The organism is Brachybacterium sp. J144 (genome assembly GCF_036321705.1).
Lineage (GTDB): Bacteria > Actinomycetota > Actinomycetes > Actinomycetales > Dermabacteraceae > Brachybacterium.
In genome coordinates, this window is sequence record NZ_JAZDCG010000022.1 from 120,407 (window position 1) to 147,152 (window position 26,746).

The window sequence follows — 26,746 nt, forward strand, 5'->3', positions numbered from 1 at the left end:
CTCGCGGCGCGGCCGCTCCGTCGTGCTCTCCGCCTCCCCCTCCCAGCCCCCAGGAGCTCTCCCCATGCCCCCCACCGTCACCCTCTCGGCGGGCCCGCGCCTGCTGCGCGTCGGCGCCGCCGCGGCCGCGATCGCGCTCGGCCTCTCGTTCGCCCCGTCCCTCACCCCCGCCGCGCAGGCCGCCGTGGTCACCCCCGGCGCCGTCCAGATCAACGAGGTCTACGGCGGGGGCGGCAACTCCGGCGCGACCTACACGCACGACTTCGTCGAGCTGGTCAACACGTCCGACGCCGACGTCGACATCACCGGCTGGACCCTCCAGTACTCGTCGGCCGGCGGCAGCTTCGGCGCGAGCAGCTCCGTGACCCTCTCCGGCGTCGTCCCCGCGGGCGGGAACTTCCTGATCCAGCTCGCGCAGGGCAGCGGGGGCACCGAGGCGCTCCCCACCCCCGACGCGACCGGCACCATCGCCGCGTCCGGCACCGGCGGGGCGTTCGCCCTCACCGACGCGAGCGGCACCCTCGCCTGCTCCGGCGCCGTCTGCGCCGAGAACCCGGCCGTCGTGGACCTCGTCGGCTGGGGCTCCTCGACGCGCACTTTCTCCGGCACCGCCCCCGCCCCGGGCACCACGAACCCGACCTCGGTCTCCCGCGTCGCCGCGACCGGCGAGAACTCTACCGACTTCGTCGTCGGCGCCCCGACGCCCACCAGCTCGACCGACGGCAGCACCGACCCGGAGGAGCCGGGCGAGCCCGAGGAGCCGGGCGACGCGACCGCGGCGAGCATCGCCGAGATCCAGGGCACCGGCGCGGCGAGCCCGCTCGTCGGGCAGGATGTCGTGACCGAGGGCGTCGTCACCGCCGTCTACGCGACCGGCGGCCTGAACGGCTACGTCATCCAGACCGCCGGCACCGGCGGTGCGCTGGACTTCTCGACCCACACCGGCTCGACCGCGGTGTTCGTGTACTCCGCCGCCACCGTCTCCCAGGTCGCGATCGGCGACTCGGTGCGCGTGACGGGCACCGTGAACGAGTACTACGGGTCCACGCAGATCACCGTCGGCTCCACCGGCCTCGAGATCCTCCCCGAGAGCCTCGGCACCATCGAGCCGCTCACCCTCGAGGGCGGCTTCCCGACCGCCGAGGAGCAGCGCGAGAGCATCGAGCACATGCTCTACCTGCCCGGCGCGGGCGACTTCACCGTCACCGACGTGTACAGCACCGGCAGCTACGGCGAGGTGGGCCTCGCCATCGGCGACGAGCCGCTGCAGCAGGCCGGCGACATCCTGCGCCCCGGTGCGGAGGCCACCGCCTACTACGAGGCGCAGGCCGAGAACCTGGTCCTCCTCGACGACGGGAAGTCCACGAACTTCTCCTCCAACCCCACCCAGCCGATGAGCTGGCTGACCACCGAGGAGCCCGTGCGCGTCGGCGCCGCCGTCGACTTCACCGAGCCGGTCGTCGTCGCCTACTCCTTCGACCAGTGGCGGCTGAACACCACCACCCCGTGGGAGTCCGCCGCGACCGACGGGATCGACTTCGAGGACACCCGCCAGGACGCCCCCGAGGAGGTGGGCGGCGACCTCCAGCTCGCCACCTTCAACGTGCTGAACTACTTCACGACCCTCGGCGCGGACACCCCCGGCTGCGAGCCGTACACGAACATGCACGGCGACGGCACCAACGTGCGCGGCGGCTGCGACCTGCGCGGCGCGTGGGATGCCGACGACCTCGAGCGGCAGCAGTCCAAGATCGTCGCGGCGATCTCCGGCACCGGCGCCGACGTCGTCGGCCTGACCGAGATCGAGAACTCCGCCCGGATCGGCGAGGAGGTCGACGAGGCGACCGCGACCCTCGTCGCCGCCCTCAACGCGCACGACGGCGAGGGCACCTGGGCCTACATCCCCACCGGCGAGGCGTACGCCGCGCTCGGCCTCGACGGCGGCCAGGACGCCATCACGAACGCGATCATCTACAAGCCCGCCGAGGTCACCCCCGTCGGCTCCGTGCAGATCCTCGCCGGCGACCCCGCCTTCGAGAACGCGCGCGAGCCGATCGGCCAGGTGTTCGCACCCCTCGAGGCGGCCGACGGCACCGGCGAGACGGTGCAGGGCGAGCCGTTCCTGTTCACCATCAACCACTTCAAGTCCAAGGGGTCGGCCGACGCCGAGGACGCCGGGCTCGAGGCGGACCCGGTTCAGGGCAACTCCCGCACCTCCCGCCTCCAGCAGGCGGGCGCGCTCCTGGCCTGGGGTGACGAGATCGCGGCCGCGGCCGGCGTCGAAGACGTCTTCCACGGCGGCGACTTCAACTCCTACACCCAGGAGGAGCCGCTGCAGCTCTTCTACGCGGAGGGCTTCGTGAACCTCGGCGAGACCTTCGACCCCGAGGGCTGGTCCTACAGCTACTCCGGGATGGTCGGCTCCCTCGACCACGTGCTCGCGAACCCCTCCGCCGCCGAGCGCGTCACCGGCGCGACCGACTGGCAGATCAACGGCGCCGAGTCCGTGATGACCCAGTACGCGCGCTACCAGAACAACGCCACCGACCTCTACGAGTCCGGGCCGTTCGGGTCCTCGGACCACGACCCGATCATCGTGGGCGTGGGCGGCGAGTTCCCCGAGGTCGAGGAGCCGGGCGAGCCGGAGGAGCCGGGCCAGGGCGAATGCCGCCAGAACGGCGTCGGCACCGGCAAGGGCCGCGGCCAGGAGAACGGCAAGGGCCACGGCGTCCACCGTTGCGACCCTGACTCCGAGCACCCGGGCAAGGGCCACGGCCACGGGACGGGCCACGACAAGGGCAAGGGTCAGGGCCACGGGAAGGGCCGGGACCGCTCGGCCGCCTGATCCCCGGCTGATCCCCGCCTGAACCCCACCGGGTTCCTGTCCACCGACGGGACGTGAGCGGCCTGTGCCCTGCATATCGCAGGTCTCGGGCCGCTCACGTCCCGTTCATGGACACGGTTCCACCGCCGCCCCTCTAGACCCCTAACCCCCCACACACCCCAGGAGCCCCATGCCCGCCGCGCCCGCCCTCTCCCGCCGACTCCGTCTCGGGGACGCCGTGGTGATCGGACTCGCCTCGATGATCGGGGCGGGAGCCTTCGTCTCCGTCGGCGCCGCCCAGGACCTCGCCGGAGCCCTGGCCCCGCTCGCGGTGCTGATCGCCGCCGCCGTCGCCCTGTGCAATGCCACCTCGACCGCACAGCTCGCCGCCCAGCACCCCAGCTCGGGCGGCACCTACCACTACGGCCGCCAGCAGCTCGGGCCCTGGTGGGGTTTCCTCGCGGGCTGGTGCTTCGTGATCGGCAAGATCGCCTCCTGCGCCGCGATGGCCCTGGTCATTGCCGCGTATCTGGTGCCGGAGCCGTTCCAGCGACCGGTCGCGGCGGCCGTGGTGGTGCTGCTGACGGCCGTGAACCTCGTCGGCATCACCCGCACGGCCGCGCTCGCCCGGGTGCTGGTCACCGTCGCGATCGCGGCCCTGGTGCTCACCGGGGTCCGGCTGATCGTCGGCGTGCTCGGCCGCGGGGCAGGGGCGACCGGCGGCGCGGACCCGGGGGCGGGCGGCGACCCGACGGGAGGCTTCCCCGAGCTCTCCGCCGTCCCCGGCCCCCTCGCCGGTCAGGCCGCGGGGCTGTGGGACGGCGGCCTCGCGGCCGTCGCCGGGGCGGGGGAGGGCGGGACCGTCGGCGTGCTGCTCGCCCTCGCCCAGGCGGCGGCGCTGATGTTCTTCGCCTTCGCCGGGTACGCGCGCGTCGCGACCCTCGGCGAGGAGGTCGTCGAGCCGCGTCGCACCATCCCGCGGGCGATCCTCATCGCTCTCGCCGCGGTGTGCGCGCTCTACCTGGTCCTGTCGATCGTGCTGGTCCTGGTGGGGCTGGACCCCCACGGCGCGGGCTGGGGCCCGGCCCCGTTCCGGGCGGCGCTGACGGCGGTCGGCGCGGGCGGGGCGTGGCTCGTGATCGTGACGATCGGGGCCGTCGCCGCGGCCTCCGGTGCACTGCTCGCCCTGGTCGCGGGCGTGTCCCGCACCGTGCTGGCGATGGCCCGGGAGCGGGACCTGCCGCCCGCGCTCGCCCACGTCAGCGCGCGCTGGTCGGTCCCGCAGCGGGCCGAGGTCGCCGGGGCCGCGGTCATCCTCCTGCTCGTGCTCCTGGCCGACAGCGTGCTGGTCGCGATCGCGGCCTCCTCGTTCGGCGTGCTGCTCTACTACGCCGTCGCGAACCTCGCCGCGCTCACGCAGGAGGGGGAGTGGCGGCTGTTCCCGAGGGCGCTGCAGATGATCGGGCTGGTCGGCTGTCTCCTGCTGGTCGCGGCCCTGCCCGGCAGCACGATCGTCGCGGGCCTCGTCCTCGTCGCGGTGGGGTTCGCCTACCGCGGGCTCCTCCTCGCCCGTCGCTGACGCCGGCCCGCCCCCGCTGCCCACCCAGCCCAACCCAGCCCTTCCGCCCCACCCCACCCCACCCCACCTGCTCACGTCCCCGCTGCTGAAACTCCGCGCCTGGCGTGACCTCAACGCTCCACAGGCACTGAGGTCACGCCTGACGCGGTTTTCCAACAGATGGGCCGGGAGAGGGTCGGGGCGAGCAGAGTTCGGCGGAGACTGCCGCGTGCGCGCTGTGTTTGGCCAGATTCTCAACCATTTCTGGCCCGAATGTGGCTGAGAATCAGGCCCTTCGTGCCGACGCTCTCCCCGCACCCTGTATATAAGCATTGACTTATATAACCCGGCGCGGGAGCATGGCCGCATGCACGCGCTCGACGTCCTCGGCGATTCGGTGCGGCGACGGATCCTCGAGCTCCTCGCCGAGTCCGGGGAGCGCAGCGCGGGCGAGATCGGCCAGGTGGTGCAGGGGGAGTTCGGCATCAGCCAGCCGGCCGTCTCCCAGCACCTGAAGGTCTTGCGCGACCACGGCTTCGTCGAGGTCCGGGCGGAGGGCCGCCGTCGGATGTACTCGGTCGGCCCCCGCGGCCCCCGCGAGGCGAGCGACTGGCTCACCCCCTTCGAGCGCTTCTGGCTCCCGAGGCTGGACGCGCTCGGCACCGAGCTCGCCCGTGGGAAGCGCCGGCGACGCCTCGACGCGGAGCAGGTGTCCGCAGCCCCGCCCGATCCACGCGCCGCCCCCGAGCCCCGCAGCGCCTGACCCGTACCCGCCCCATCCAACCGATCCATCCACCTCGCGGCTCCGCCGCCACCCCGTAGGAGATCCCCATGGTCGACGTCCCCGCTCAGCTCCGCTCCGTCACCCGCAGCTACCGCGTCGAGGAGCGCGACGGCGAGGAGATGCACATCCAGTCGCTCGAGCAGACCTATCCCGCCGCGCTCGCCGACGTCTGGGAGGCGGTCACCAGCGCCGAGCGCATCCAGCGCTGGTTCCTCCCGGTCAGCGGCGACCTCCGCCTCGGCGGCCGATACCAGTTCGAGGGCAACGCGGGCGGGGAGATCACCGTCTGCGAGCCGCCCGCCGAAGGGGCCGCCGAGTTCTCCGCGACCTGGGAGGCGATGGGTGGCGTCTCGTGGGTGACCGTGCGCCTGCAGGAGGTCGACGCCGAGCGCACCGCCTTCGAGCTCGAGCACTCCAGCCGCACCGCCGACGTCCCCGCCGAGATGTGGGAGACCTTCGGCCCGGGCGCGACGGGCGTGGGCTGGGACGGCGGGTTGCTGGGCCTGTCCCTGCACCTCGGCGGGGTCGAGGGCTCGCTCAGCCCCGCCGAGGCCGAGGCCTGGGCCGGCACCGACGAGGGCCGCTCCTTCTACCGCGGCGCGGCCGACGGCTGGGCCGTCGCCCACATCGCCTCCGGTGCCGAGGCCCCGCTCGCCGAGCGCAATGCCGACGCGACCTACGGCTTCTACACCGGGACGACTCCCGAGGCCTGAGTCCCGCGCTCCTCTCAGACCGCCCGGGCGATCACCACGTACTCGCGGCCCGGGCGGTCCGGCGCCTCGCGGATCTCCTCGACGTCGAAGCCGGTCGCCGCGAGCGTGTCCCGCAGCTCGGCCTCGTCCCGCCACCGCAGCGTGGAGGTCGAGGTGAGCACCATGCCGTCCGCGAAGCGGAACTCGTCGGAGAAGGTCACGAGCGGCAGCGCGACCTCGACCCCCGTCTGCCGCTGGCGCACCGGGCCGATGCCCGGCACCTCGTGGAGCGTCTCCGCGGTGTCGGCCTGCCACTCCTCCCAGGCACGGCGCCCGGGCCGACGGGTCTCGAAGACCAGCACCCCGCCCGGCCGCAGCGCCCCGCGGATACCGCGCAGCGTCGCCGCCCAGGACTCGTCGGTGACGAACACCTGCGCCACGTTCCCGGTCATCACCGCGGCATCCGCACCGAGGGGCGGCAGGTCCTCGGCGGTGCCGTGCCGCCAGGTCACGGCCTCGGCATGGGGCTTCCGACGGGCGACGTCGAGGGAGGCGAGGGCCGGGTCGACACCGGTCACCGTGAGGCCGTCGGCGGCGAGCAGCGTGGCGAGGGAGCCGGTGCCGCAGCCGACGTCGATCACGGTGCGGGCCGAGTGCTCGGCGAGGATCGCGCGGTACGGGGGCAGGTCGTCGCGTTCGCCGTCGAACGTGTCGTAGCACGCGGCCAGGCGCGGGTCGGCGAAGATCGGGTCGGGGGAGCTCAGGGTCATGGCGCCTTTCTCAGACGAAGGAGGTCCAGGTGGTCTCGGCGTCGATCAGCCAGTGATTGCGCAGCGTGAGCGCCCGTTCCGTCGCCGCGAGCACGCCCGCGATGAGCAGGGAGATGTTCAGCCACCCCGGCAGGCTGATCGGGGACGTGAAGGTGCCGATCCGGTCCGCGACGGGCGGGATGCTCGTGATCAGCTCCGCCGCCTGCGGCAGCATCAGCACCACCCCGATCAGCAGGATCACGATCGCGAGCAGTCCGATCAGCCGGCTCGCGGCGGGATGCCGCCGCCCGAAGCGGGCGCGTCGGCCCTCGAGGGAGCGCGGGTGCGGCACGAGCGTCGTCGCCTCCCCGCCGTCCTCCGGCACGAGGTGCATCCGGGTGAGGCCGTAGTCGCCGACGGCCGCCTCGATCACCCCGCCCGGCACCTCGAAGGCGACGGGGGAATCGGCGATGTGGGTCCGGCGGCCGTCGCGGTACAGCGCGATCTTCGGATGCCGGGTGCCCTCGGCGAGCTTTCCGCCCTCGAGGTCGCTCGCGAGATGGTGCACGTCCACGACGTACAGCTCGGGTCGTCCGGCGGCGGTCGAGGAGGGCAGCGCGAACTGGGTGCGGGTGAGGATCTGCCACCAGCGCAATCGGCTGAGCTCGCGGCCGTCACCGGGCTTGGCGCGGCGGAGCTGGCGGGTGCGCTGCAGTCGGCGGAACATGATCCTCCTGGCATGCCTCGGAGCGGACGACGGATCGGGTCGGTCCCCTCCATCACAGCCGATCCCCGCGGCCGACGCCAGTGCCATCTGTCATCGGACGCCCGGGGCTCAGCCCGCCCGCAGCTCTCGTGGCAGCTCCTCGAGCAGGCGCAGCCACAGCTCCGAGGCGGCGGGATAGCTGGGCACGGCGTGGCGGAGCACGTGCACCGGCACGCGGCCGACGATCGCGACGGTCGCCGCGTGCACCAGCTCGGCCGCCTCGGGGCCGACGAAGGTCGCTCCGCACAGCACGCCCGTGCGGGTGTCGACGACGATCTTCGCCGTGCCCGTCACGTCGTCGCGCAGCAGCGCGGTGCCGGCCGCCGCGCCATAGGGCACCTCAGCCGTGACCACGTCGACCCCCTGCCCCCGGGCCTCGCGCTCGGTGAGCCCGACGGCCGCGACCTGCGGATCCGTGAACACCACCTGCGGCACGGGCACCGCCGTCGGCCGTGGCTCGACCGCCTCGCCGGTCGCCGCCGCGCGGATCTCCTGCCCGATCACGCGGGCGCGGTACTTGCCCCAGTGCGTCAGCGGCGCCTCCCCGCTCGCGTCGCCGACGGCGTGCAGCCACGCGGGCAGAAGTCCGGCGAGCACGTTCTCGGGGGCGAGGCCGACCGCCTCGAGGCCGACGTCGTCCAGCCGCGGCCGCCGCCCGGTCGCCACGAGGATCTCGTTGGCCGTGATCTCGCGTGTCGCGTCGGCGTCCCGCACCTGCACGGTGACCCCGCCGCCGTGGATCCGGCCGAGCCCGGTGTCCTCCACCGCCTCGCGGGAGGCGGAGACGACCTCCGCCCCGAGCTCGACCTCGACCCCGAGGGACCGCAGCGCCTCGAGGACGTGCCGTCCCGCGGCGGGCTCGAGACCGGTGAGCAGCGTCTCCCCGCGCACCAGCATCCGCACCTGCGCGCCGAGGGCGGCCATCCACGTCGCAGCCTCGACGGCGACCACGCCGCCGCCCACGATCAGCAGCTGCGCGGGCACCTCCTGCACCCCGGTGGCATCGCGCGAGGTCCAGGGCGCGAGGTCGCGCAGCGGCTCCGGTACGACGGGCACCGAGCCGGTCGCGAGGACCACCGCCCGCCGCGCCCGCACCCGCGTGCTCGTCCCGTCGGCCGCCTCGACCTCGACCTCGCGCTCGCCGACGAGCCGGCCGTGACCGCGCAGCACGCGCAGCCCGGCGCCCTCCGCCCAGGAGACCTGGCCGGCGTCGTCGTAGTGGGACACCCAGTCGTCGCGCCGGGCCAGCAGCGACTCCGGCTCGAGGCGCGGGGTGCTGATCCCCGGCAGCTGCGCGGCGGCGCGGGCGACGTCGATCGGGCGCAGCAGCGCCTTCGACGGCATGCACGCGTAGTAGGAGCATTCGCCGCCGAGCAGTTCGCGCTCGAGGATCGCGCAGGTCAGGTCGGTGCCCTCGACGGCGTACTGGGCGACGTTCTCGCCGACGGGTCCACCGCCGATCACGAGCACGTCGACGGTCGTGCCGGCAGTCTGAGGAGTCATGGCTCGACGCTACGCCCGCAGCACCTCCCGCACCACTGCCGCGGGGTCCTCGGCGTCCATCACCGCGCGCACGAGCGCTACCCCGGCCACCCCCGTCGCCCGCAGCGCGGGGACGTCCGCGGGGGTGACGTCCCCGATCGCGACGATCGGCAGGCTCGTCGCGGCGACCAGCGCCGGATAGCCGGCGACCCCCAGCGGCTCCCGGCCGGAGTCCTTCGTGGGGGTGCGGCGGAAGGGGCCCGCGCCGAGATAGTCGAGGCGGCGGGCGTCGGGCTCCGCCGCCCGCACCAGCTCGAGGGTCCCCGTGGTCAGGCCGATGATCGCGTCGTCGCCGAGCAGCGCCCGGGCGTCGGCGACCGGCAGGTCGTCCTGGCCCAGGTGCACGCCGTGGACGTGCGCGCCGCGGGCCCGGGCGGCCGCGGCGACGTCGGCCCGGTCGTCGACCAGCACCCGCGTCGCCGGGCGCGCGACCTCCACGGCCTCCGCGACGGCGAGGACGAGCTCGAGCAGCGCCGCGGTGCTTGCCTGCTTCGCCCGCACCTGCACCACGCCGGCCCCCGCCGCGGCGGCCCGCGCGGCGACGTCAACGGTGCGGCGGCCTACGCCGGAGGTGACCAGGTAGCAGCGCAGATCGAGGGGGAGGGGAGTGCGGGTCATGTCAGCGTCCGATCTCGTCGAGGGCGTCGAGCAGGTGCATCCGGAAGGAGCCGGGACCGGTGGCGCGGGTCGCCGCGACCTCCCCGGCGAGGTCCAGCCAGACGGTCGCGGCGCGGGCGGCGACGAGGGCGTCCTCGGCGACGGCGGTGCAGGCCGCGGTGAGGGCACCGAGCAGGCAGCCGGTGCCCGTGACCCGCGCGAGCAGGGCGGAGCCGCGCGCGACCCGCTCCCGTCGGCCGACGCCGACCAGCAGGTCCACCGGCCCGGAGACGGCGACCGCGCCGCCGGTGCGCTCCGCGATCCGTGCCGCGGCCCGCTCGGCGGTCTCCGCGGCATGGGTCGCGTCGGCGCCGCGACCCCCGGATCCCTCCCCGACCAGGGCGAGGATCTCCGAGGCGTTGCCGCGCACCACCGTCGGCCGCTCGGCGAGGAGCCGCCGCGCGAGCGGGGTGCGCACGGGCGCGATCCCGATCGCCGTCGGATCCAGCACCCAGGGCCGGGCATCCGCGCGCGCGACCCGGACCGTCGCGGGGATGCCCTCCATCGCGTCGGTCGAGAGGGTGCCGAGGTTGATGAGCAGCGCGTCCGCGAGCGTGGTGATGATGGGTGCCTCGGCGAGCGTCTCGGTCATCATCGGCCGGGCGCCCGCGGCGAGCAGGCCGTCCGCGACCAGGCTCATCGACACGGTCGCCGTCAGGCAGTGCACGAGCGGCGCCCGCTCGCGGACCGCCGCGAGGACGGGCCGGACCGAGTCCAGCAGCGGGTCGGGAGGAGGAGCCGCGGTCATCGCCGGCCCCGTTCCGCGACCGTGTCGAGATCGGCGTCGAGGTCGCGCGGGGACAGCCGCGGCCCGAGCAGCGCGCCGAGCACCACGAGCGCCCCGCCGAGCACGACCATGCCGATCACCGTCCCGTCCCGGCCGAGCAGCGGCTCGAGCGCCGGCACGTAGAAGGGGTACAGCGCCGGCAGCACGAGGGAGAGGCTGTAGGCGGAGCCGTAGCCCGTCGACCGGACCGCCGCGGGGAACCGCTCGGAGAGGTACGCGGCGATCGGCCCGTAGGCGGAGACCGTCGCGACCTGCAGCAGCGCGGCGAACAGGGCCGCCGCGGCGAGCGTCGGGGCGTGCACCGCCGCCCACCACAGCACCGGACCGAGCACGGCGGCCACCGCTCCCCAGACCACCAGCAGCCGGCGTCGGCCGACGAGGCTCGACACGTGCCCCGCGGCCGCCATCGCGAGCGCCTGCGCGATCGCGGCGACGCCCATCGCGAGCGGCACCGCCTCCGGGGAGAGGCTCGAGTCGGTCGCGAGCCGCGCCGTGAGCAGCAGCACCGTCGAGTCGGTGAGCAGCCACAGCCCCGTCATCAGCACGAACGCCTGCCAGAAGGCGGGCGCCCAGCGTCCGAGGCGCGGGGCCGACGGGGCAGGGGCGGTGGGCGCGGGGGCCGTGGTCGTACGGTGCAGGATCGGCGCGTCCACCACGTGCCGCCGGTAGTAGAGCATCATCCCGATCGACAGCGCGGCGCCGGCGACGAACAGCGCCCGCCACCCCCAGACCGCGTAGGCATCCGGGCCGAGCGCGGCGAGCAGCACCGCGACCGCGAAGGCGATCGACGCCTGCGCCCACGGCGCCATCGACAGGATCAGCCCGCTCATCAGCCCCCGCCGGCGCGGCGCGGACCACTCCATGGCCAGCGGGATCGCCGCCGAGTACTCGCCGGCGACGAAGATCCCGCCGAGGAAGCGCAGGATCAGCACCAGGGTGACGGTGCCGGGACCGAGCAGCTCGTGCGTCGGGACGGCGGCGATCGCGAGCGCGCAGGCGGCGGTCCCCGCGATCGCGACCTTCGTGGTGCGGGTGCGGCCCAGCCGGTCCGCGATCCGCCCGAACACCACCCCGCCGACGGGCCGGCCCAGCAGCATCGCGACGATGATCAGCGCCCCCGTCGATGCGGTCGCCGACGGCCCCGCGAGCACCAGCATCGCCGGGGCCAGCGCCGTGACCGGCAGGAACACGTGGATGTTGTCGATCCAGTTGCCGACCACGCCCGCACGCAGGGCGGCCCGGCCCTCCGCGGGGAGCGTGGTGGCGGCGGGGATCGTGGCCGCGCTCATCGGCGGGCCTGCTCGAAGAACTCGAGCTCGTGACGGCAGGCGAGGAGGAAGTCCCGCGCCGCCTCCGCTCGCACCTCGGGGCTCGCCGCGGCGAGCTCCCGCTCGACGATGCCGAGGGCTCCGCGCACCCCCGCGACGAAGTCCGGATCGCGGTAGGTGTCGAGCCAGTCGCGATAGGGATGATCGGCCGGGACCTCCGGCAGACCGGCCCCCACCTGCGCGTACAGCCAGAAGCAGGGCAGGGCCGCCGCCGCGCCGACCGCATGCGGGGAGCCGAGCGCGCGGGCGAGCAGGAAGTCGGTGTACGCGCTGGTGACGGGGCCGACGGGCAGGCTCGCCGCCTCCGGCCGGGGTGCGAGCCAGCTGCGATGCAGCTCGAGCTCCGTCTCGAGGCAGGTCCGTGAGGAGGCGGCCCAGAAGGCGCGCGCCTCGTCGTCCGGGGCGGAGGCGGCCAGCGCCGCGAGTGCCCGCGAGTAGCGCTGCAGGTAGTGGGCGTCCTGCGCGAGATAGACGCTGAACTGCTCCTCCGGCAGGCTGCCGTCCACGAGCGCCGCGACGAAGCCCGACGCGTCGATCGCCGCGGCGAGCGGCGCGCCCGCCTCCCACAGTGCGGCGGTCCAGGGGCCGACGGGGGCGACGGCGGGGGCGGGGGTGGGTGCGTCGGTCGGCCCGTCGGCGGAGTGGAGATCCGCTGGTGCCTCGAGCCGGGCCGGCACCGCGTCGGCGGTGAGCCAGGGCACCGACGATCCCGCCGCGGCGAGCCGGCGGGCCTGGTGGCCGTGGTCCACGGGCCCGTTCCCGCCGCCCACCCGCAGCGCCGCGCCGTGCTGGATCGCCTCGTGCAGCCAGCGGCTCGCCCTGGTCAGCGCGGTGCGGGGATCGTCGCCGGCGCCCAGCCTCGTGGCGAGCGCGGCGGCGAGGGAGCAGCCGGTGCCGTGCGTGCTGGTGGTGTCGACGCGGCTGGTCCGCACCGCGTGTCGGCTGCCGTCGGCCGCGATCCAGGTCGTGGTGATGGCGCGGGTGTCGAGGTGGCCGGTTTTTACGACGACGGCGACACCGGTCTCGGCGGCGAAGCGCTCGGCCTGCGTGAGGGCCGCTGTCTCGGTGCGCGCGGGGGCCTCGCCGGTGAGCACCGCGAGCTCGTCGAGGTTCGGGGTGATGACGGTCGCGAGCCGGCACAGGCGCCGCATCGCCTGCTCGGCCTCGGGGGCGAGGAGACGATCGCCGCTGGTCGCGACCATGACCGGGTCGATGACGAGCACCCGCGGCGGATGCGCGCGGAGCCAGGCCTCGACCGCGTCGATGATCTCGGCGGTGCCGAGCATGCCGGTCTTGACGGCCTCGAGCTCGACGTCGTCGGAGACCGCCTCGAGCTGCGCGGTGAGGACCGCGGCGGGCGGGAGGTGGATGTCCCGCACGCCGTGCGTGTTCTGCGCGACGACGGCGGTGATCGCGGTCATGCCGTAGCCGCCCGCGGCGGTGATCGACTTGAGGTCCGCCGCGGTGCCGGCGCCTCCTGTCGGGTCCGTCCCGGCGATCGAGAGGACTCGGGGGAGGGAGGGTGCGGCCGTGATGGCGGGCGTGGCCGTGCGGGTGTGCTGCGGCGTGCGGACGTGCGGAAAGAGGGTGCGAGAATCCGAGCTCATGCGGACATCCCTTCGCTAGTACGAACTAGATCAGGTTCCACGGGTGTGATCTCAGCGCGCCTGGCGCACCCCGTGTCCAGCGCCCGAGTGTAGGGGAGCGGTGCGGCGCCGGGCGGCGGCGTCCGGCAGGAGCACGCACCGATCGCCCGCCTCTCGCCCTGCTTGCCTGCCTGCCCGCCGGCCGCCCGCCCGCCTCTCGCCCTGCCTGCCTGCCTGCCTGCCCGCCTCTCGCCCTGCCTGCCCGCCCGCCGGCCGCCCGCCCGCCCGCCTCTCGCCCTGCCTGCCCGCCCGCCTCTCGCTTCTGACCCCCTCTACACCCGGGGTCCGACACACGATTCCACCTCCGCTCGAAGGTGTGGATAAACCCTGTGGATAACCCTTTTCTGTGGAGGAACAATTCCGCTCCGGTGGTACGTTTCGTCGATCAACTGCCGTGGCGCGGAAGTTATCCACAAATATGCTCATAGGGGTTTCCGGGAGGGCTGGGTGAGATTAGGGTGGAGGTGTTCGAGGGGGAGTTCTCGGCGCTGCTCCTGCGCCCTCCCCGACGGGCAGCGGAGAGGGGGTGGGAGTCATGGGCGTCGTGCCGATCGACGGCTCCTCGTCGGGCTCCTCGTCCCGCTCCCGGAGTGCTGCGGACGCGGGCGAGGCGGTGCCCGCGGGTGCGGGGTCGGCGGTCGCGGACCCAGCCCTTCTCGCCTCGCTCCCGCTGCGCCTCCGCGAGGTCTCCGGTCGCACTCCCGGCACCCGTGAGGCGCTCCCGGTGCGGGGAGGCTGCGCGGATGATCCCCAGCTCAGCGAGGCATCGCAGCGGGTCTGGGATGCCGAGCGGGCCGCCGCCCGAGCCCTCGTCGGCCAGTATCGCGCTCTCGCCGCGCTCCACGAGCTCGAGGGCGAGTACGAGGAGTGCGAGGAGGTGGGCGAGGTCGACACCCTGCGCGCCGCCCTCGCCCTCCGCGTGACCCGCGGTGCCGCGGGGTGGCGCCTCCGGGACGCGTATCAGGCCGTCCATCTGTTCCCGCGAGCGCTCGACCGGCTCGAGGCGGGAGGCCTCTCCGTCGCCTGGTTCGAGCGGATCCTGAAGGGTTCGCGGGCGCTGTCGGATAATTCTCGTCGTCAGCTTGACGAGATCCTCTCCACCTGGTCGACGGATATCACCTCGGAACGATTCTTCACCCTGCTGAAGGGTCTTATCGAGCTGCTCCGCCAGCGGGAGGACCAGCCGGATCGGGAATCGTGTCTCGAGCGGTCCGTTGAGCTGCTCCCGTCGCCGCAGCCGGGCGTCGGGATCCTGCAGATCACCGGCCCGATCCCCGACATCCTCGCCACCTTCACGGAGCTCGACGAGACGGCGCGCGCCGTCCAGGCCGCCCAGCGCGCCGCCCTCCGCGAGGGTGCTCCGATCCCGCACGACCCGGACGGGACGGTCCTCGAGAGCGGTCGCGCCCTGTCGCTCACGCGCCTGCGCTTCGCGCTGCTCACCTCCGCCCAGCTCGACGCCGGCGGGGTCGAGGTGCCCGCCCCACGCTTCCGCCTCAACATCACGATCCCGGCGCTCACGCTCCTCGGCGCGTCGGACGAGCCGGGAATGCTCGAGGGCACGACCCCGCTGCCGCCGTCGATGGCCCGCAGCCTCGCCGGTGCGGCGGACGTCTGGTACCGCGTGCTGACCGATCCGTGCAGCGGGGCCTTCCTGCCCCTGCCCGCAGAGCGGTACACGCCCACCCCGGCGATGCTCGAGCACCTGCGCCTGCGCAGCGCCCAGTGCGCCGTGCCCGGCTGCACCCGCCCCAGCTCCTGGGCGTCCGAGTGCGACCACCTCGAGGAGTGCCGCCGCGGCACCCCCGGCGCGGGCGGGCCCACCGACCTCGAGAACCTGCATCTCCTGTGCTGGCAGCACCACCTCGACAAGACCACCGGACTCCTCGACCCCGTCCGGATCCCCACCGCTCCCACCGAGCCGGGCCGCACCCGCTGGCGGATCGGCGGCGCCGGGGACGCGGTGACCGTGATCGACGACCTCGACGCGGCGAGTCTGCGCATGGTCGAGGTGCTCACCGCCGCCTGGTCCAGCTTCCTCCGGGGCATCCGCGCCGGGGAGCCGGTGCCGGACCCCGGTGGAGGGGACTCCGCGGACTTCCCGGCTCCCACCGACTGGGACATCGCCGAGCTGCTCGACCCACCGGGCTCCGACCTGCCCTCACCCGCCCCGACGGTTCCGGGCACCGATCCCGCTCCGGCCGAGCACACCGGTCTGGCCGAGCACACCGCTCCGGCCGAGCACACCGCTCCGGGGGAGGAGTCCGCCTCGCCGCCGACGGGCGGCACTCCGCATCGCCCACCACTCGACCCCTCGCCCTACCCACCGCTCGAGCCCCCGCCCGGGGGATGGGGCGACCCCGGCCCGCCTCCCTTCTGACATGGCGGGCCCTGCCCCGCGCACTCGCCCGTCGCACCCCGCCCCTAGGCTCGGAGACATGAAGATCCTGCACACCTCGGACTGGCACCTGGGCCGCACCCTGCACAAGGTCGACCTGCACGAGCACCAGGCCGCCTTCCTCGACTGGCTCGTCGAGCTGGTCGAGTCCGAAGAGGTCGACGTGGTCGTCGTCCCCGGCGACGTCTACGACCGCGCCGTGCCCGCGGTGAGCAGCGTGACCCTCCTGGACCGGGCACTCGCCCGCCTCGCCGCGACCGGCGCGACCGTGATCCTGACCAGCGGCAACCACGACTCGCCCGAGCGGCTCGGCTTCGGACGCTCGCTCATGCGCGGCGGCATCCACCTCCTCACCGACCTCCCCGGCCTCGAGCATCCCGTGAGCGTCGAGGACGAGCACGGGGAGGTCCTCTTCTTCGGCCTGCCCTACCTCGAGCCCGACCGCGCCCGCGCCGAGCTCGCCGGCCCCGACGCCGAACCCCTCGCCCGCAGCCACGCGGCCGTCACCCGGGCCGCGCTCGACCGCGTCCGAGAGCGCGCCGCGACCCGCCCCGGCGCCCGCACCGTCGTCCTCGCCCACACCTTCGTCACCGGCGGCGAGGGCTCCGACTCCGAGCGGGACCTCTCCGTCGGCGGCGTCGACTCGGTGCCCGCGGGGGTCCTCGCCGGACTCGACTACCTCGCGCTCGGCCACCTCCACGGCTGCCAGGACCTCTCCGCGCTCGTCGGCGCCCCCGCCTGGTACTCCGGCTCCCCGCTCGCCTTCTCCTTCTCCGAGCGCAGCCACCGCAAGTCCGTGCTCCTCGTCGAGCTCGGCGCCCCCGACACCACCGCCCAGGTGCGCCGCGTCGAGACCCCCGTCCCCCGTCGTCTCACCGAGCTGCGCGGCACCCTCGAGGAGATCCTCGCCCGCCGCACCGAGCACGCCGGCGACTGGCTGAAGGCCGTCGTCACCGACCCCGCCCGCCCCGCCCACCTGCAGGAGCAGCTGCGCGAGGCCTACCCGCACCTGCTGCTCACCGAGTACGCGCCCGAGGGCCGCGCCGCCCGGGAGGGCACCCCGGTGGTGCGCCGTGAGCAGAACCCGCTCGAGGTGATGGACGAGTTCCTCACCCACGTCACCGGTGGCGACCCCACCGAGGCCGAGCACGCCGTCCTCGAGCGCGCCTACGCCGCCGTCCGCCGCGAGCAGGAGGCCTCGTGAAGCTCCACCACCTCCGCCTGACCGGCATCGGCCCCTTCGCCGGGACCGTCGAGATCGACTTCGCGGCCCTCGGCGCGAGCGGCACCTTCCTGCTCGAGGGGCCGACGGGCTCCGGCAAGTCCACCATTCTCGACGCGATCGTGTACGCCCTCTACGGCCAGGTCGCCGGCAGCGCCACGAGCGCCGACCGCATCCGCTCGCAGTTCGCCGCCCCCACCGCACCGAGCGTCGTCGACCTCGTCTTCGAGACCAGCTCCGGCCTGCACCGGGTGCGTCGCCAGCCCGAGTTCCAGCGTCCCAAGATGCGCGGCAGCGGCACCACGAAGGAGCACCCCAAGGCCGTCCTGTGGCGGATCGGCTCGCCCCAGGCGCTGCCCGCCGCGATCGCCGACGCCGCCGGATCCGGCTCCGGCTCCGAGGTGATCGCGAGCCGCCTCGACGAGGTGGGCCGCGAGGTGCAGCGCGCCGTCGGCCTCACCCGCGAGCAGTTCACGCAGACGGTCCTGCTCCCGCAGAACGAGTTCGCACGCTTCCTCCGCGCCGGCACGGGGGAGCGTCAGCAGGTCCTCCAGCGCGTGTTCGGCACCGAGACCTACGCCGCCGTCGAGAAGCAGCTCGAGGGGATGCGCCAGCAGGCGAAGCGCGAGGTCGACGCCGCGCAGCAGACCCTCGGCACGGCGCTGGCCCGCTTCACCGAGGCTGCGGCCCTCGAGGACGAGACGAGCACCGCCCTCGTCGAGCACGCCGCGGCGCTGCGCCTCGAGCCCCTCGCCGCCGCCGCCGACGCGCAGGTCGCGGCCGTCGACGACCGCGCCCGGTCCGCCGGAGCCGCGGCCGACGTCGCCTCCGCCGCCGAGCAGGCCGCCCGCACCGCCGCCGAGGCGGCCCGCACCGCCCGCACCCGCCTCGACCGCCGGCACCAGCTCGACCAGCTCGCCGCGCGACTCGAGCAGGAGGCACCCCAGGTCGAGCGCGCCCGCACCGCGCTCACGGCCGACGAGACCGCCCGGCCCGTCGTCGACCTGCTGCGCCGCCGCGACACCGCCTCCGCGGCCGCGTCCCGCGCGATCGAGTCCCTCGCCGAGCTGGTCACGCGCACGCGCCCGGACCACCCCGAGCTCGTCGACCTCCCCGCGGACCAGCTCTCCGACGCCGCCTCGGAGGCCACCGCCGCTGCTGGAGCGCTCACCGACCTGGTCGAGCTCGAGACCGCCCTGCCCGCACGCGAGCAGCAGCTCGGCGGCCGACGGGACGCGCTCGCGGCGCGCCAGGAGCGGCTCGACGCCGCCACGGCGGAGCACGAGGAGCGCCCCGCCGCCCGGGTCGCGCTCGTCGGCGACCGCGACCGAGCTCGCGCCGCCGCCGCGGGACGGGCCGAGGCGCAGCTCGCCCTCGCCGCCGCCCAGGACGCACACCGGGCCGCCACCGCCGCGGCCGCGCAGGCCAGCGCCGTCGAGACGGCCCGGGCCGCCGCGGCGACCGCTCTGCGCACGGCCCAGGAGCGCGCCGCGGAGGAGGCGTCGCTGCGCAGCCGTCGCTTCGCCGGGATCGCCGCCGAGCTCGCCGCGGACCTCGAGGCGGAGACCGCCTGCCCCGTCTGCGGCTCCCTCGAGCATCCTCGTCCCGCGGACCCCTCGGAGGATGCCGTCGGTCCCGAGCAGGTCGACGACGCCGAGGCCGCGCGCCGCACCGCCGAGCAGGCCCAGGCCGCCTCCGCCCAGGCCCTCGCCCTCGCCGAGCGGGAGCTCGCCGCCCTGCGCGAGGCGGCCGGGGAGCACACCCCCGAGACCGCCCGCGCCGCGGTGGAGACCCGTCAGGCCGCCGTCACCGCCGCGACCGCCGCGGCGACCCGCGCCGAGCAGCTCGAGGCCCGGCTCACCGCCTTCGACGCCGAGACCGAGAAGACCGCCGCCGCCCGCCAGCGGGAGGCCCTCGAGGTCGAGCGGGAGGACGCCGCGATCCGCGAGATCGCCCGGGCACTCGACGTCGACCGCGACCGCCTCGCCGTCGCCCGCGGGGACGATCCCTCGATCGCCTCCCGCCGCCGCGCCCACACCGCCCGCGCCCGCGCCGCGACCGCCCTGCTCGAGGCGCTGCGCAGCCGCACCTCCGCCGAGGAGCAGGCCGCCGAGCTCGCCGTCGAGACCGACCGCGCCCTCGCCACCAGCGGTCTGGTCACTGCCGAGGCCGCCCGCGCCGCCGTGCTCCCCGCCGCGGACCGCACCGCCCGGCAGAAGCAGCTCGAGACCCGCGCGGTCGACGAGTCCCGCCTCGCCGACGGCCTCGCCGAGGACGGCATCGCGGAGACCACCTCCACCGAGGAGTCCCGTGCGCAGGCCGAGGCCGCCCTCCTCGCCGCGGGCGAGCAGCTCACCGCCGCCCGCGCCGCCTCCCGCGAGGCCGCCGGGGAGGCCGCCCGGCTCCGCGGCATCGCCCAGCGCACCGCCGAGGCCCGCGACGCGCTCACCGCCGCCTCCGCCCAGGTCCGCACCGTCAGCGAGGACGCCAGCGTGGTGGTCCGCGTCGCCGACCTCGCGACCGGCCGCTCCGCCGACGGCGAACGGGTGCAGCTCTCCACCTACGTCCTGATGTGGCGGCTCGACGCCGTGATCGACGCCGCGAACGCCCGCCTCGCCCTCTTCTCCGGCTCCGAGCTCGAGCTGCAGCGCGACACCGGTGCCCGCGGCGCGAAGAAGACCGGCCTCGACCTGCTCGTCCTCGACCGCCGCACCGACCAGGTGCGCGTCCCCGAGACCCTCTCCGGCGGCGAGACCTTCTTCGTCTCCCTCGCCCTCGCCCTCGGCCTCGCCGACATCGTCACCGGCGAGGCCGGGGGAGTGCGCATGGAGACCCTCTTCATCGACGAGGGCTTCGGATCCCTCGACCCCGAGACCCTCGAGACCGTCGTCCGCGAGATCGGCCGCCTCGCCGAGGCGGGCCGCACCGTCGGCATCGTCAGCCATGTCGGCGACATGAAAGCGCAGATCGCCGAGCAGATCCACGTGCGCCGCGGCGCCGACGACCGCTCGACGGTGACGATCACCGCCTGAGGGTCACAGCACGGAATCGGTTGGCCGGGTGTCTTCGTCCGCGTGCACGAACAGCGGCACCCGCAACCGCCGCGCGAGCGGGACGAGGAGGACACCCACGAAAGCGCCGAGCCAGTTCGCGAGCAGGTCCTCGATGTCCGCGATCCGCACCCCGCACGGGTAGATCCCGAACGCCCCGGTGAACTGGGTGACCTCGATCAGCGCCGAGAGCATCAGCCCGATCGCCACCGACGCCGTCGCATCCAGCCGGAACACGCCGCGCAGGATCATCCCCAGCGGCACGAACAGGGCCGTGTTCAGCGCGACCTGCACCACCGGGAAGCTCGTCGCGACCGCCCACCAGCTCCCGCCCGCGCGACGCAGGGCGAGCACCTCGCGCAGCGTGTGGAAGGGATCCGCCCGCAGCGCGCCGCCGGTGCGGGAGCGGCAGGTCAGGGCCACGTCGTAGGCCGGCGCGATCGTGAGGCCCGCGAGCGTCATCGTGTACACGCAGATCACGGCGATCGCCAGGAGCCGGTCCGGCCGGATCCGCCCGAAGCGCCGCCGCTGCAGCCAGCACGCCGGCAGGAGGGCCACGGCGAACACGCCGAGCCCGCCCACCACGCCCACCACGGCCAGGTTCAGCAGCTCGCTCACGGGCCGCACGGTACACAGCCCACCCGGAATACCCTCGGGAGCATGAACGCCACCCCCGTCAGCCTCGCCGCCCCCGCCACTCCCGCTGCTGGATCCCGCATCATCGGCACCGGCCACCACCGCCCCGACCGCATCATGACCAACGCGGACCTCGAGCAGCTGGTCGAGACCAGCGACGAGTGGATCCGCCAGCGCACCGGCATCCAGGAGCGCCGGATCGCGGCCGACGGGGTCGACGTCGGCGATCTCGCCACGCTCGCCGGGCGGGCCGCGCTCGCCGACGCCGGCGTCGATCCGGCCGAGGTCACCCAGGTCATCGTCGCCACCTGCTCCAACTACGAGCGCTCCCCGAGCGCTGCCGGCCGCGTCGCCCAGCAGCTCGGCCTGGCCGCCCCCGCGGCCTTCGACGTCGGCGCCGCCTGCTCCGGCTTCGAGCACGCCCTCGCCGTCGCCGACATGTCGATCCGCACCGGGGCGAGCACCACCAGCCTCGTGATCGGCGCCGAGAAGCTCTCCGCCGTCACCGACTACACCGACCGCACCACGTGCATCCTCACGGCCGACGGGGCGGGCGCCATGGTGCTGCGCGCCGCCGACGAGCCGGGCATCTCCCCGGTCGTGTGGGGCACCGTCCCCGAGCTCGCCGACGCCGTCACCATCAACGGCGAGGGTCCCGCCTTCGCGCAGCAGGGCCGCCAGGTGCTCGGCTGGGCGCTGCGCGAGGCACCGAAGATCTCGCAGCGGATCGTCGAGGCCTCCGGGCTCACCATGGCGGACATCGACGTCTTCGTCCCCCACCAGGCGAACCTGCGCATGATCGAGCCGCTCGCCGCCGCGCTCGGGCTCCGCGAGGATGCGATCGTCGCCAACGACATCATCACCTCCGGCAACACCTCCGCCGCCACGATCCCGCTGGCCATCTCGCGGATGCGCGAGGCCGGGCGGATCCCCTCCGGCGCGACCGCCCTGCTGGTCGGCTTCGGCGGCGGCTTCTCCTGGGCCGGCCAGGTGGTGCGCCTGCCCTGAGCCCGCGGGATCCCGGCGCACGCTCGCGTTCCCGTGATCGGTCGAGAGGGTCCAGGGTGCTCACGGCCCCCGGCGATGGGCAGAGCCGCCCACGCCGCTCCGATTCCCTCCGTGCGCAACGTACCGTGGGCCCCATGGCGCAGATCATCGTGTACGGGCATCGGGAGTCGATCGATCGTCGCCGGGCGGCCCTGTCGGAGGCCATCCACGGCGCCGTCATGTCAGCGCTCGACTATCCGCCCGAGAAGAGGTTCCAGCGCTTCATCGCGCTGTCGGACGAGGACTTCCTCCATCCGCCGGACCGCGGCACCGACTACACGATCATCGAGATCTCGATGTTCGAGGGACGATCCGATGCCGCCAAGCGCGCCCTGATCGAGGAGCTCTTCGCCCGCATCGAGCGCGATGCGGGCACCCCACCGCACGCCGTGGAGGTGACGATCCACGAGACCCCGCGCGTGAACTGGGGGATCCGTGGGCGCAACGCCGAGGACCTGTCCCTCGGATACTGCGTGGACGTCTGAGCCCGCCCTCGTCGAGAGCCGTCGCCGGTCTGCCGCACGCGACGGCCGCCCGATAGGATGGACGAGGCCCCGGTGGCGGGGTCGCCACCCCTGAACCACTGCTGCCGACGACACCGCCCCGCCGTCCCGTGAACGATCACGCGGACGGCCGGTCCGCACGCGGCCACCCCCAGCTCCCCGGAGGACATCCCATGGTCGACTCCCTGACCGTCCAGATCATCGTGACCGTCCTCGTGGGCCTCGCCTACGTGGTGGGCCTCGCGGGGATCATCGTGCCCGTCCTGCCGGGCACCATCACCCTCGTCATCGCGACGCTGATCTGGGCGATCGTCGTCGGCGGAGCACCCGGCTGGGTCGCCTTCGGGATCGTCCTCGTGCTCGGCGCGGCCGGGATGGTCACCAGCTACGTCCTCACCGGGAAGAAGCTCCACGCGGCCGAGGTGCCGATGTGGCCGATCTACGTCGGCATCGCCGCCGGCATCGTCGGCATCTTCGTGATCCCCGTCGTCGGCCTGCCCGTCGGCTTCCTCGTGGGGCTGTACGTCGCCGAGTCGCTGCGCCTGAAGGACTGGTCGCGGGGCCTCAGCTCCGCCTGGGTCGCGATCAAGGCGCTCGGCACCGGCATCCTCATCGAGTTCGGCCTCGCCATGCTCTCCACGATCGTCTTCGCGCTCGCCGTCGTCTGGCACTTCGTCACCGCATGACCGCCTCCGACCCCGCCTCCGCTCCCTCCCCGACCCGTCGCCCCTCCGTCCTCCTCCCCGGCCTCGCACGCCTGCTCAAGGGCTCCTGGGAGCAGAAGGGCTGGTTCTCCCTCGCCGTCCTCGGCGCGATCGCCTTCGCCCTGCTGCAGATCGCGACCAGCTCGATCATCGGCCGCGTCACCGAGGACGTGGTGGTGCCCAGCTTCGCGTCCGGCGAGCCGCAGCTCGGCCTGGTCATCGCCGGCGGCCTCGCGATCCTCGGCATCGCCGTGGCCCGCGCCGTCACCGTCATGGCCCGCCGCATCTTCGCCGCCGCCACCCAGTTCGACCTCTTCCGCCTCTACCGCGAGCGGCTCACCGCCGTCTACGCGCGCGTGCCGCTGCTGTGGCACCGCCGCCAGTCCACCGGCACCCTGCTCAGCTCCGTCTACTCGGACGTCGAGGCGACCTTCTTCGCCATGGCGCCCTTCCCCTTCGCGCTGTCCACCGTCGTGCTGCTCGTCTACGCGACGATCGTGGTCGCCGCCATCGACCCCGTGATCCTGCTGGTCATGGTCGCGCTGATCCTCGCGCTGATCGTGCTGAACGTGGCGCTGCAGCACTATGCGACCCCGCTCGCCATGTGCTCGCAGCAGCTGCGCGCCGAGGTCGCCGAGATCGCCCACGAGTCCTTCGACGGCGCGAACGTGGTGAAGTCTCTCGGCCGCGAGGACGTGGAGGAGGAGCGCTTCACCCGCTCCGCCCACCGGCTGCGGGACACCGGCATCCGCTTCGGCTACGTGCGCGGCTGGTTCGACCCCGCGATCGACGCCCTCCCGAACCTCGGCATCCTCGCGATCGCCGTCCTCGGCGCGTGGCGGATCGGCGACGGGCACCTCACCACCGGCCAGCTCGTCGAGGTGTCCTACCTGTTCACGCTGATGTCCCTGCCCATCCGCTCCTTCGGTTGGGTGCTCGGCGACCTCTCCCGCACCGTCGTCGGCGGCGGCCGTGTGCAGCAGATCCTCGACGTCGCCGAGCGCCGCGAATACGGCCCCGACGCCCTGCCCGCGGGCCCCGGCCGCTTCACCCTCGAGGACGTCTCCTTCGCCTACCACGACGACCCCGCCCAGGTGATCCTCGGCCGCGGCGGCGCGGAGCGGCCCGCCGCCGCGCGCACCTCCGAGGCCCTCTACGGCGTGACCCTCACCGCGGACCCCGTCGCCGGCACCCGCGTGCTCGCCGTCGTCGGCGCCACCGGCTCCGGGAAGTCGACCCTCGCCCTGCTCGCCGCGGGCCTGGTCCCTCCCACCTCCGGCGAGATCCGCCTCGACGGCGCCGAGCTGCGCTCCCTCACCGCCGAGGCGCTCACGGCCGACGTCGCCCTCGTGCTCCAGCAGGCCTTCGTCTTCGACGACACGGTGCGCGGGAACGTCACCCTCGGTGAGGACATCGACGAGGAGACCGTGCGCTGGGCGCTGCGCGTCGCCCAGGCCGAAGACTTCGTCGACGCCCTGCCCGAGGGTCTCGACACCGAGCTGGGGGAGCGGGGCGGGTCCCTTTCCGGCGGCCAGCGCCAGCGCATCGCCCTCGCCCGCGCCCTCGCCCGTCGGCCCCGACTGCTGATCCTCGACGACGCCACCAGCGCCTGCGACCCGAGCGTCGAGCTCGCGATCCTCGACGGGATCCGCCGCGAGATGACCGAGTCCACGCTGCTGCTGATCGCCTACCGCAAGTCGACCATCTCCCTCGCCGACCAGGTCGTCTTCCTCGACCACGGCCGGGTCGCCGCGACCGGCACGCACGAGGAGCTGCGCGCGGGGAGCGCCGGCTACCGCGCCCTCGTCGACGCCTACGACGAGGCCGCCATCTCCCACAGCCTGCTCGAGGCCTCCGGCCCGCCGCCGTCGGACGGCCCCGACCCCGCGCTCGCCGTGCCCGCCGCACGGCGCCGCACCCAGGAGCACGCCGAGGAACGGCACCGCTGCGACGACCACGAGGAGGACGACCGATGAGCACCGCCCCCGCCTCCTCCCGCCTCGGCGGGGAGACCCAGGCCGACGAGGGCGCGCTGACCACGATCCGCCGCGGCCTCGCCCTCACCCCCGAGCTGCTGCGCGGGCTGTGGATCACCCTGCTGCTCGCCGTCATCGCGACCGCCGGCAAGGTGGTCGTGCCGATCGCGGTGCAGTCCATCCTCGACCGCGGCATCATCGCGCCGGAGCGGCCCGACCTGCCCTTCGTCGCCTCCGCCGCGGGCCTCGCCGCCCTCGTCCTGCTGGTCACCGCGAGCTGCAACGTGCTCATGAACCGGCGCCTGTTCCGCCTCGCCGAGACCTCGCTCGCGACCCTGCGCACCCGCGCCTTCCGCCACATCCACGACCTCTCCCTGCTCACCCAGGGCACCGAGCAGCGCGGGGCCCTGGTCTCGCGCGTGACCAGCGACGTCGACACCGTCAGCCAGTTCATGAGCTTCGGCGGAATCATGCTCGTGGTGATGAGCTTCCAGCTGCTGCTGGCCACCGGAGTGATGGTCGCGTACTCGTGGCCGCTCGCGCTCGCCGTGTGGATCTGCTACCTGCCGATTCTGCTGATCATGGGCGCCCTGCAGAAGCGGATCCGGGCCCGCTTCCAGGAGGTCCGCACGCGGGTCGGCGGCATGCTCGGCGCCGTCTCCGAGTCCCTCGTGGGCGCCGCGACCCTGCGCGCCTACGGCACCGAGGAACGCACCCGCCGCGCCCAGCAGGAGCGGATCGGCAGGGTGCGCGACGCCCAGTTCTCGGTGCTGCGGCCGCAGTCCGCCTCGTTCTTCCTCTCGGAGACGGCCGACGGGCTCGCGACCGCCGTCGTGGTCGTGGTCGGCATCCTCCTCGGCACCGGGGCGCTCGGCCTCGACCTGCCCGGCGCCGACCTCACCGCGGGCGGCGTCATCGCCTTCGTGTTCCTCGTGTCGCTGTTCAGCCAGCCCGTCCGCATGGGCATCGAGATGCTCTCCGAAGCGCAGAACGCGGTGGCCGGCTGGCGGCGCGTGCTCGGCGTGCTCGACACCCCGGCCGACGTCGCCGACCCCGCAGGCTCCATGGACCCGCACACCGGGCGACGCTCCGATCCCGTCCCCGGCGCGACGCCGCTGCCCGACGGGCCGCTCGACATCACCGTGCGCGCGCTCCGCTACCGCTACCCGACCGGTCCCGAGGTGATCCACGGCGTCGACGTCGACATCCCCGCCCGTTCCCGCATCGCGATCGTGGGCGAGACCGGCTCCGGCAAGACCACCTTCGCCAAGCTCCTCACCCGCATGATGGACTCCGCCTCCGGGACGATCGAGGTCGGCGGGGTGCCGCTGAACTTGGTGCCCTACGCCTCCCTGCGCACGCGGGTGATCATGGTGCCGCAGGAGGGCTTCCTCTTCGACACCACCGTCGGCGGGAACCTGCGCTACGGCCGGCCGGAGGCGACGGAGGAGGAGATGCTCGCGGCCCTCGCCGAGCTGGGACTCGACGCCTGGGCGGCCGAGCTGCCCGACGGCCTCGACACCCCCGTCGGCCAGCGCGGCGAGTCACTCAGCGCGGGGGAGCGGCAGCTCGTGGCGCTCGCCCGCGCCTATCTCGCCGACCCCGACGTCATCGTCCTCGACGAGGCGACAAGCGCCGTCGACCCCGCGGCCGACGTCCGCCTCGCCCAGGCCATCGACGGCCTCGCCCGCGGCCGCACCACGATCACCATCGCCCACCGCCTCTCCACCGCCGAACGGGCCGACCGGATCATGGTCCTCGACGGCGGGCACCTCGTCGAGCACGGCACCCACGCCGAGCTCGTCGCCCTCCCCGGCGGGATCTACGCGGGACTCCACCGCTCCTGGGTCGCGCACCGGGAAGCGCGGTGAGCCCGG

Annotated in this window: 20 protein-coding genes and 1 riboswitch; of the genes, 12 read left to right on the plus strand and 8 right to left on the minus strand. The window is 74.5% G+C overall.

Translation table 11 applies throughout. From position 1 onward, the window contains the following. The first annotated feature begins 64 nt into the window (after positions 1-64). The 4 genes from V1260_RS08145 (at position 65) to V1260_RS08160 (ending at position 5,879) form a co-directional block, all read left to right on the plus strand. Positions 65-2,845 (plus strand): ExeM/NucH family extracellular endonuclease, encoded by a 2,781-nt coding sequence (locus V1260_RS08145; RefSeq protein WP_329746316.1) that lies wholly within the window; start codon positions 65-67, stop codon positions 2,843-2,845. A gap of 169 nt (positions 2,846-3,014) precedes the next feature. Further along, positions 3,015-4,403, plus strand: coding sequence for an APC family permease (locus V1260_RS08150; RefSeq protein ID WP_329746317.1), 1,389 nt, complete (start codon positions 3,015-3,017; stop codon positions 4,401-4,403). Positions 4,404-4,749: 346 nt separating this feature from the next. Further along, positions 4,750-5,145, plus strand: coding sequence for an ArsR/SmtB family transcription factor (locus tag V1260_RS08155; protein WP_329746318.1), 396 nt, complete (start codon positions 4,750-4,752; stop codon positions 5,143-5,145). Positions 5,146-5,213: 68 nt separating this feature from the next. Beyond that, positions 5,214-5,879 carry an SRPBCC domain-containing protein gene (locus tag V1260_RS08160; RefSeq protein ID WP_329746319.1) on the plus strand — a complete coding sequence of 222 codons (666 nt, stop codon included), beginning with the start codon at positions 5,214-5,216 and terminating at the stop codon, positions 5,877-5,879. A gap of 14 nt (positions 5,880-5,893) precedes the next feature. On the opposite strand, the gene V1260_RS08165 is transcribed toward V1260_RS08160, so the two are convergent. From V1260_RS08165 to V1260_RS08195, 7 genes are all read right to left on the minus strand, one after another. Then, complete coding sequence (locus tag V1260_RS08165; RefSeq protein ID WP_329746320.1) at positions 5,894-6,628, minus strand: class I SAM-dependent methyltransferase; 735 nt, start codon at positions 6,626-6,628, stop codon at positions 5,894-5,896. Between the two features lie 10 nt (positions 6,629-6,638). After that, entirely contained in the window at positions 6,639-7,334 is a 696-nt protein-coding gene (locus V1260_RS08170; protein WP_329746321.1) for a hypothetical protein, read from the minus strand. Positions 7,335-7,442: 108 nt separating this feature from the next. Further along, positions 7,443-8,876, minus strand: a complete 1,434-nt coding sequence (locus tag V1260_RS08175; protein ID WP_329746322.1) for a dihydrolipoyl dehydrogenase family protein — start codon at positions 8,874-8,876, stop codon at positions 7,443-7,445. A 9-nt stretch (positions 8,877-8,885) separates the two neighbouring features. Then, the gene (locus V1260_RS08180; RefSeq protein ID WP_329746323.1) at positions 8,886-9,533 is read right to left on the minus strand and encodes a thiamine phosphate synthase; all 648 of its coding nucleotides are present in this window, start codon (positions 9,531-9,533) and stop codon (positions 8,886-8,888) included. 1 nt (position 9,534) lies between these two features. Further along, positions 9,535-10,320 carry a hydroxyethylthiazole kinase gene (gene thiM, locus V1260_RS08185; protein WP_329746324.1) on the minus strand — a complete coding sequence of 262 codons (786 nt, stop codon included), beginning with the start codon at positions 10,318-10,320 and terminating at the stop codon, positions 9,535-9,537. Then, entirely contained in the window at positions 10,317-11,648 is a 1,332-nt protein-coding gene (locus V1260_RS08190) for an MFS transporter (RefSeq protein WP_329746325.1), read from the minus strand. Before V1260_RS08190 ends, thiM begins: the two co-directional genes overlap by 4 nt. Next, complete coding sequence (locus V1260_RS08195; protein ID WP_329746326.1) at positions 11,645-13,294, minus strand: bifunctional hydroxymethylpyrimidine kinase/phosphomethylpyrimidine kinase; 1,650 nt, start codon at positions 13,292-13,294, stop codon at positions 11,645-11,647. The genes V1260_RS08190 and V1260_RS08195 overlap by 4 nt, the downstream gene beginning before the upstream one ends. Beyond that, positions 13,285-13,377, minus strand: a riboswitch (TPP riboswitch). (Overlaps the previous gene by 10 nt.) Positions 13,378-13,868: 491 nt before the next feature. On the opposite strand from V1260_RS08195, the gene V1260_RS08200 reads away from it, so the two are divergent. From V1260_RS08200 to V1260_RS08210, 3 genes are read left to right on the plus strand one after another with little or no spacing between them, the layout of a single operon-like run. After that, complete coding sequence (locus tag V1260_RS08200; RefSeq protein ID WP_329746327.1) at positions 13,869-15,713, plus strand: HNH endonuclease signature motif containing protein; 1,845 nt, start codon at positions 13,869-13,871, stop codon at positions 15,711-15,713. Between the two features lie 58 nt (positions 15,714-15,771). Further along, positions 15,772-16,935, plus strand: coding sequence for an exonuclease SbcCD subunit D (locus V1260_RS08205; protein ID WP_329746328.1), 1,164 nt, complete (start codon positions 15,772-15,774; stop codon positions 16,933-16,935). Then, positions 16,932-19,985 (plus strand): SMC family ATPase, encoded by a 3,054-nt coding sequence (locus tag V1260_RS08210; RefSeq protein ID WP_329746329.1) that lies wholly within the window; start codon positions 16,932-16,934, stop codon positions 19,983-19,985. The genes V1260_RS08205 and V1260_RS08210 overlap by 4 nt, the downstream gene beginning before the upstream one ends. 3 nt (positions 19,986-19,988) lie before the next feature. Here V1260_RS08210 and V1260_RS08215 read toward each other — a convergent pair whose 3' ends face one another. Then, complete coding sequence (locus V1260_RS08215) at positions 19,989-20,621, minus strand: VanZ family protein (RefSeq protein ID WP_329746330.1); 633 nt, start codon at positions 20,619-20,621, stop codon at positions 19,989-19,991. 42 nt (positions 20,622-20,663) lie between these two features. On the opposite strand from V1260_RS08215, the gene V1260_RS08220 reads away from it, so the two are divergent. The 5 genes from V1260_RS08220 (at position 20,664) to V1260_RS08240 (ending at position 26,740) form a co-directional block, all read left to right on the plus strand. Then, entirely contained in the window at positions 20,664-21,647 is a 984-nt protein-coding gene (locus tag V1260_RS08220) for a beta-ketoacyl-ACP synthase III (RefSeq protein WP_329746331.1), read from the plus strand. Between the two features lie 134 nt (positions 21,648-21,781). Continuing rightward, positions 21,782-22,171 (plus strand): tautomerase family protein, encoded by a 390-nt coding sequence (locus tag V1260_RS08225; protein ID WP_329746332.1) that lies wholly within the window; start codon positions 21,782-21,784, stop codon positions 22,169-22,171. 191 nt (positions 22,172-22,362) lie between these two features. Continuing rightward, on the plus strand, positions 22,363-22,875 hold the full coding sequence (locus V1260_RS08230; RefSeq protein ID WP_329746333.1) for a DUF456 domain-containing protein: 513 nt from the start codon (positions 22,363-22,365) through the stop codon (positions 22,873-22,875). After that, positions 22,872-24,869 (plus strand): ABC transporter ATP-binding protein, encoded by a 1,998-nt coding sequence (locus tag V1260_RS08235; RefSeq protein WP_329746334.1) that lies wholly within the window; start codon positions 22,872-22,874, stop codon positions 24,867-24,869. Before V1260_RS08230 ends, V1260_RS08235 begins: the two co-directional genes overlap by 4 nt. Continuing rightward, on the plus strand, positions 24,866-26,740 hold the full coding sequence (locus tag V1260_RS08240) for an ABC transporter ATP-binding protein (protein ID WP_329746335.1): 1,875 nt from the start codon (positions 24,866-24,868) through the stop codon (positions 26,738-26,740). Before V1260_RS08235 ends, V1260_RS08240 begins: the two co-directional genes overlap by 4 nt. Positions 26,741-26,746: the final 6 nt, after the last annotated feature.

What these genes read in the sequence shown, in the direction of transcription:
- V1260_RS08160 (WP_329746319.1), top strand. Translation starts at nt 5,214, where the DNA reads ATGGTCGACGTCCCCGCTCAGCTCCGCTCCGTCACCCGCAGCTACCGC.
- V1260_RS08195 (WP_329746326.1), bottom strand. Translation starts at nt 13,294, where the DNA reads ATGAGCTCGGATTCTCGCACCCTCTTTCCGCACGTCCGCACGCCGCAG.
- V1260_RS08240 (WP_329746335.1), top strand. Translation starts at nt 24,866, where the DNA reads ATGAGCACCGCCCCCGCCTCCTCCCGCCTCGGCGGGGAGACCCAGGCC.
- V1260_RS08220 (WP_329746331.1), top strand. Translation starts at nt 20,664, where the DNA reads ATGAACGCCACCCCCGTCAGCCTCGCCGCCCCCGCCACTCCCGCTGCT.
- V1260_RS08205 (WP_329746328.1), top strand. Translation starts at nt 15,772, where the DNA reads ATGAAGATCCTGCACACCTCGGACTGGCACCTGGGCCGCACCCTGCAC.
- V1260_RS08225 (WP_329746332.1), top strand. Translation starts at nt 21,782, where the DNA reads ATGGCGCAGATCATCGTGTACGGGCATCGGGAGTCGATCGATCGTCGC.
- V1260_RS08180 (WP_329746323.1), bottom strand. Translation starts at nt 9,533, where the DNA reads ATGACCCGCACTCCCCTCCCCCTCGATCTGCGCTGCTACCTGGTCACC.
- V1260_RS08230 (WP_329746333.1), top strand. Translation starts at nt 22,363, where the DNA reads ATGGTCGACTCCCTGACCGTCCAGATCATCGTGACCGTCCTCGTGGGC.
- thiM (WP_329746324.1), bottom strand. Translation starts at nt 10,320, where the DNA reads ATGACCGCGGCTCCTCCTCCCGACCCGCTGCTGGACTCGGTCCGGCCC.
- V1260_RS08235 (WP_329746334.1), top strand. Translation starts at nt 22,872, where the DNA reads ATGACCGCCTCCGACCCCGCCTCCGCTCCCTCCCCGACCCGTCGCCCC.
- V1260_RS08175 (WP_329746322.1), bottom strand. Translation starts at nt 8,876, where the DNA reads ATGACTCCTCAGACTGCCGGCACGACCGTCGACGTGCTCGTGATCGGC.
- V1260_RS08200 (WP_329746327.1), top strand. Translation starts at nt 13,869, where the DNA reads ATGGGCGTCGTGCCGATCGACGGCTCCTCGTCGGGCTCCTCGTCCCGC.
- V1260_RS08155 (WP_329746318.1), top strand. Translation starts at nt 4,750, where the DNA reads ATGCACGCGCTCGACGTCCTCGGCGATTCGGTGCGGCGACGGATCCTC.
- V1260_RS08145 (WP_329746316.1), top strand. Translation starts at nt 65, where the DNA reads ATGCCCCCCACCGTCACCCTCTCGGCGGGCCCGCGCCTGCTGCGCGTC.
- V1260_RS08150 (WP_329746317.1), top strand. Translation starts at nt 3,015, where the DNA reads ATGCCCGCCGCGCCCGCCCTCTCCCGCCGACTCCGTCTCGGGGACGCC.
- V1260_RS08165 (WP_329746320.1), bottom strand. Translation starts at nt 6,628, where the DNA reads ATGACCCTGAGCTCCCCCGACCCGATCTTCGCCGACCCGCGCCTGGCC.
- V1260_RS08170 (WP_329746321.1), bottom strand. Translation starts at nt 7,334, where the DNA reads ATGTTCCGCCGACTGCAGCGCACCCGCCAGCTCCGCCGCGCCAAGCCC.
- V1260_RS08190 (WP_329746325.1), bottom strand. Translation starts at nt 11,648, where the DNA reads ATGAGCGCGGCCACGATCCCCGCCGCCACCACGCTCCCCGCGGAGGGC.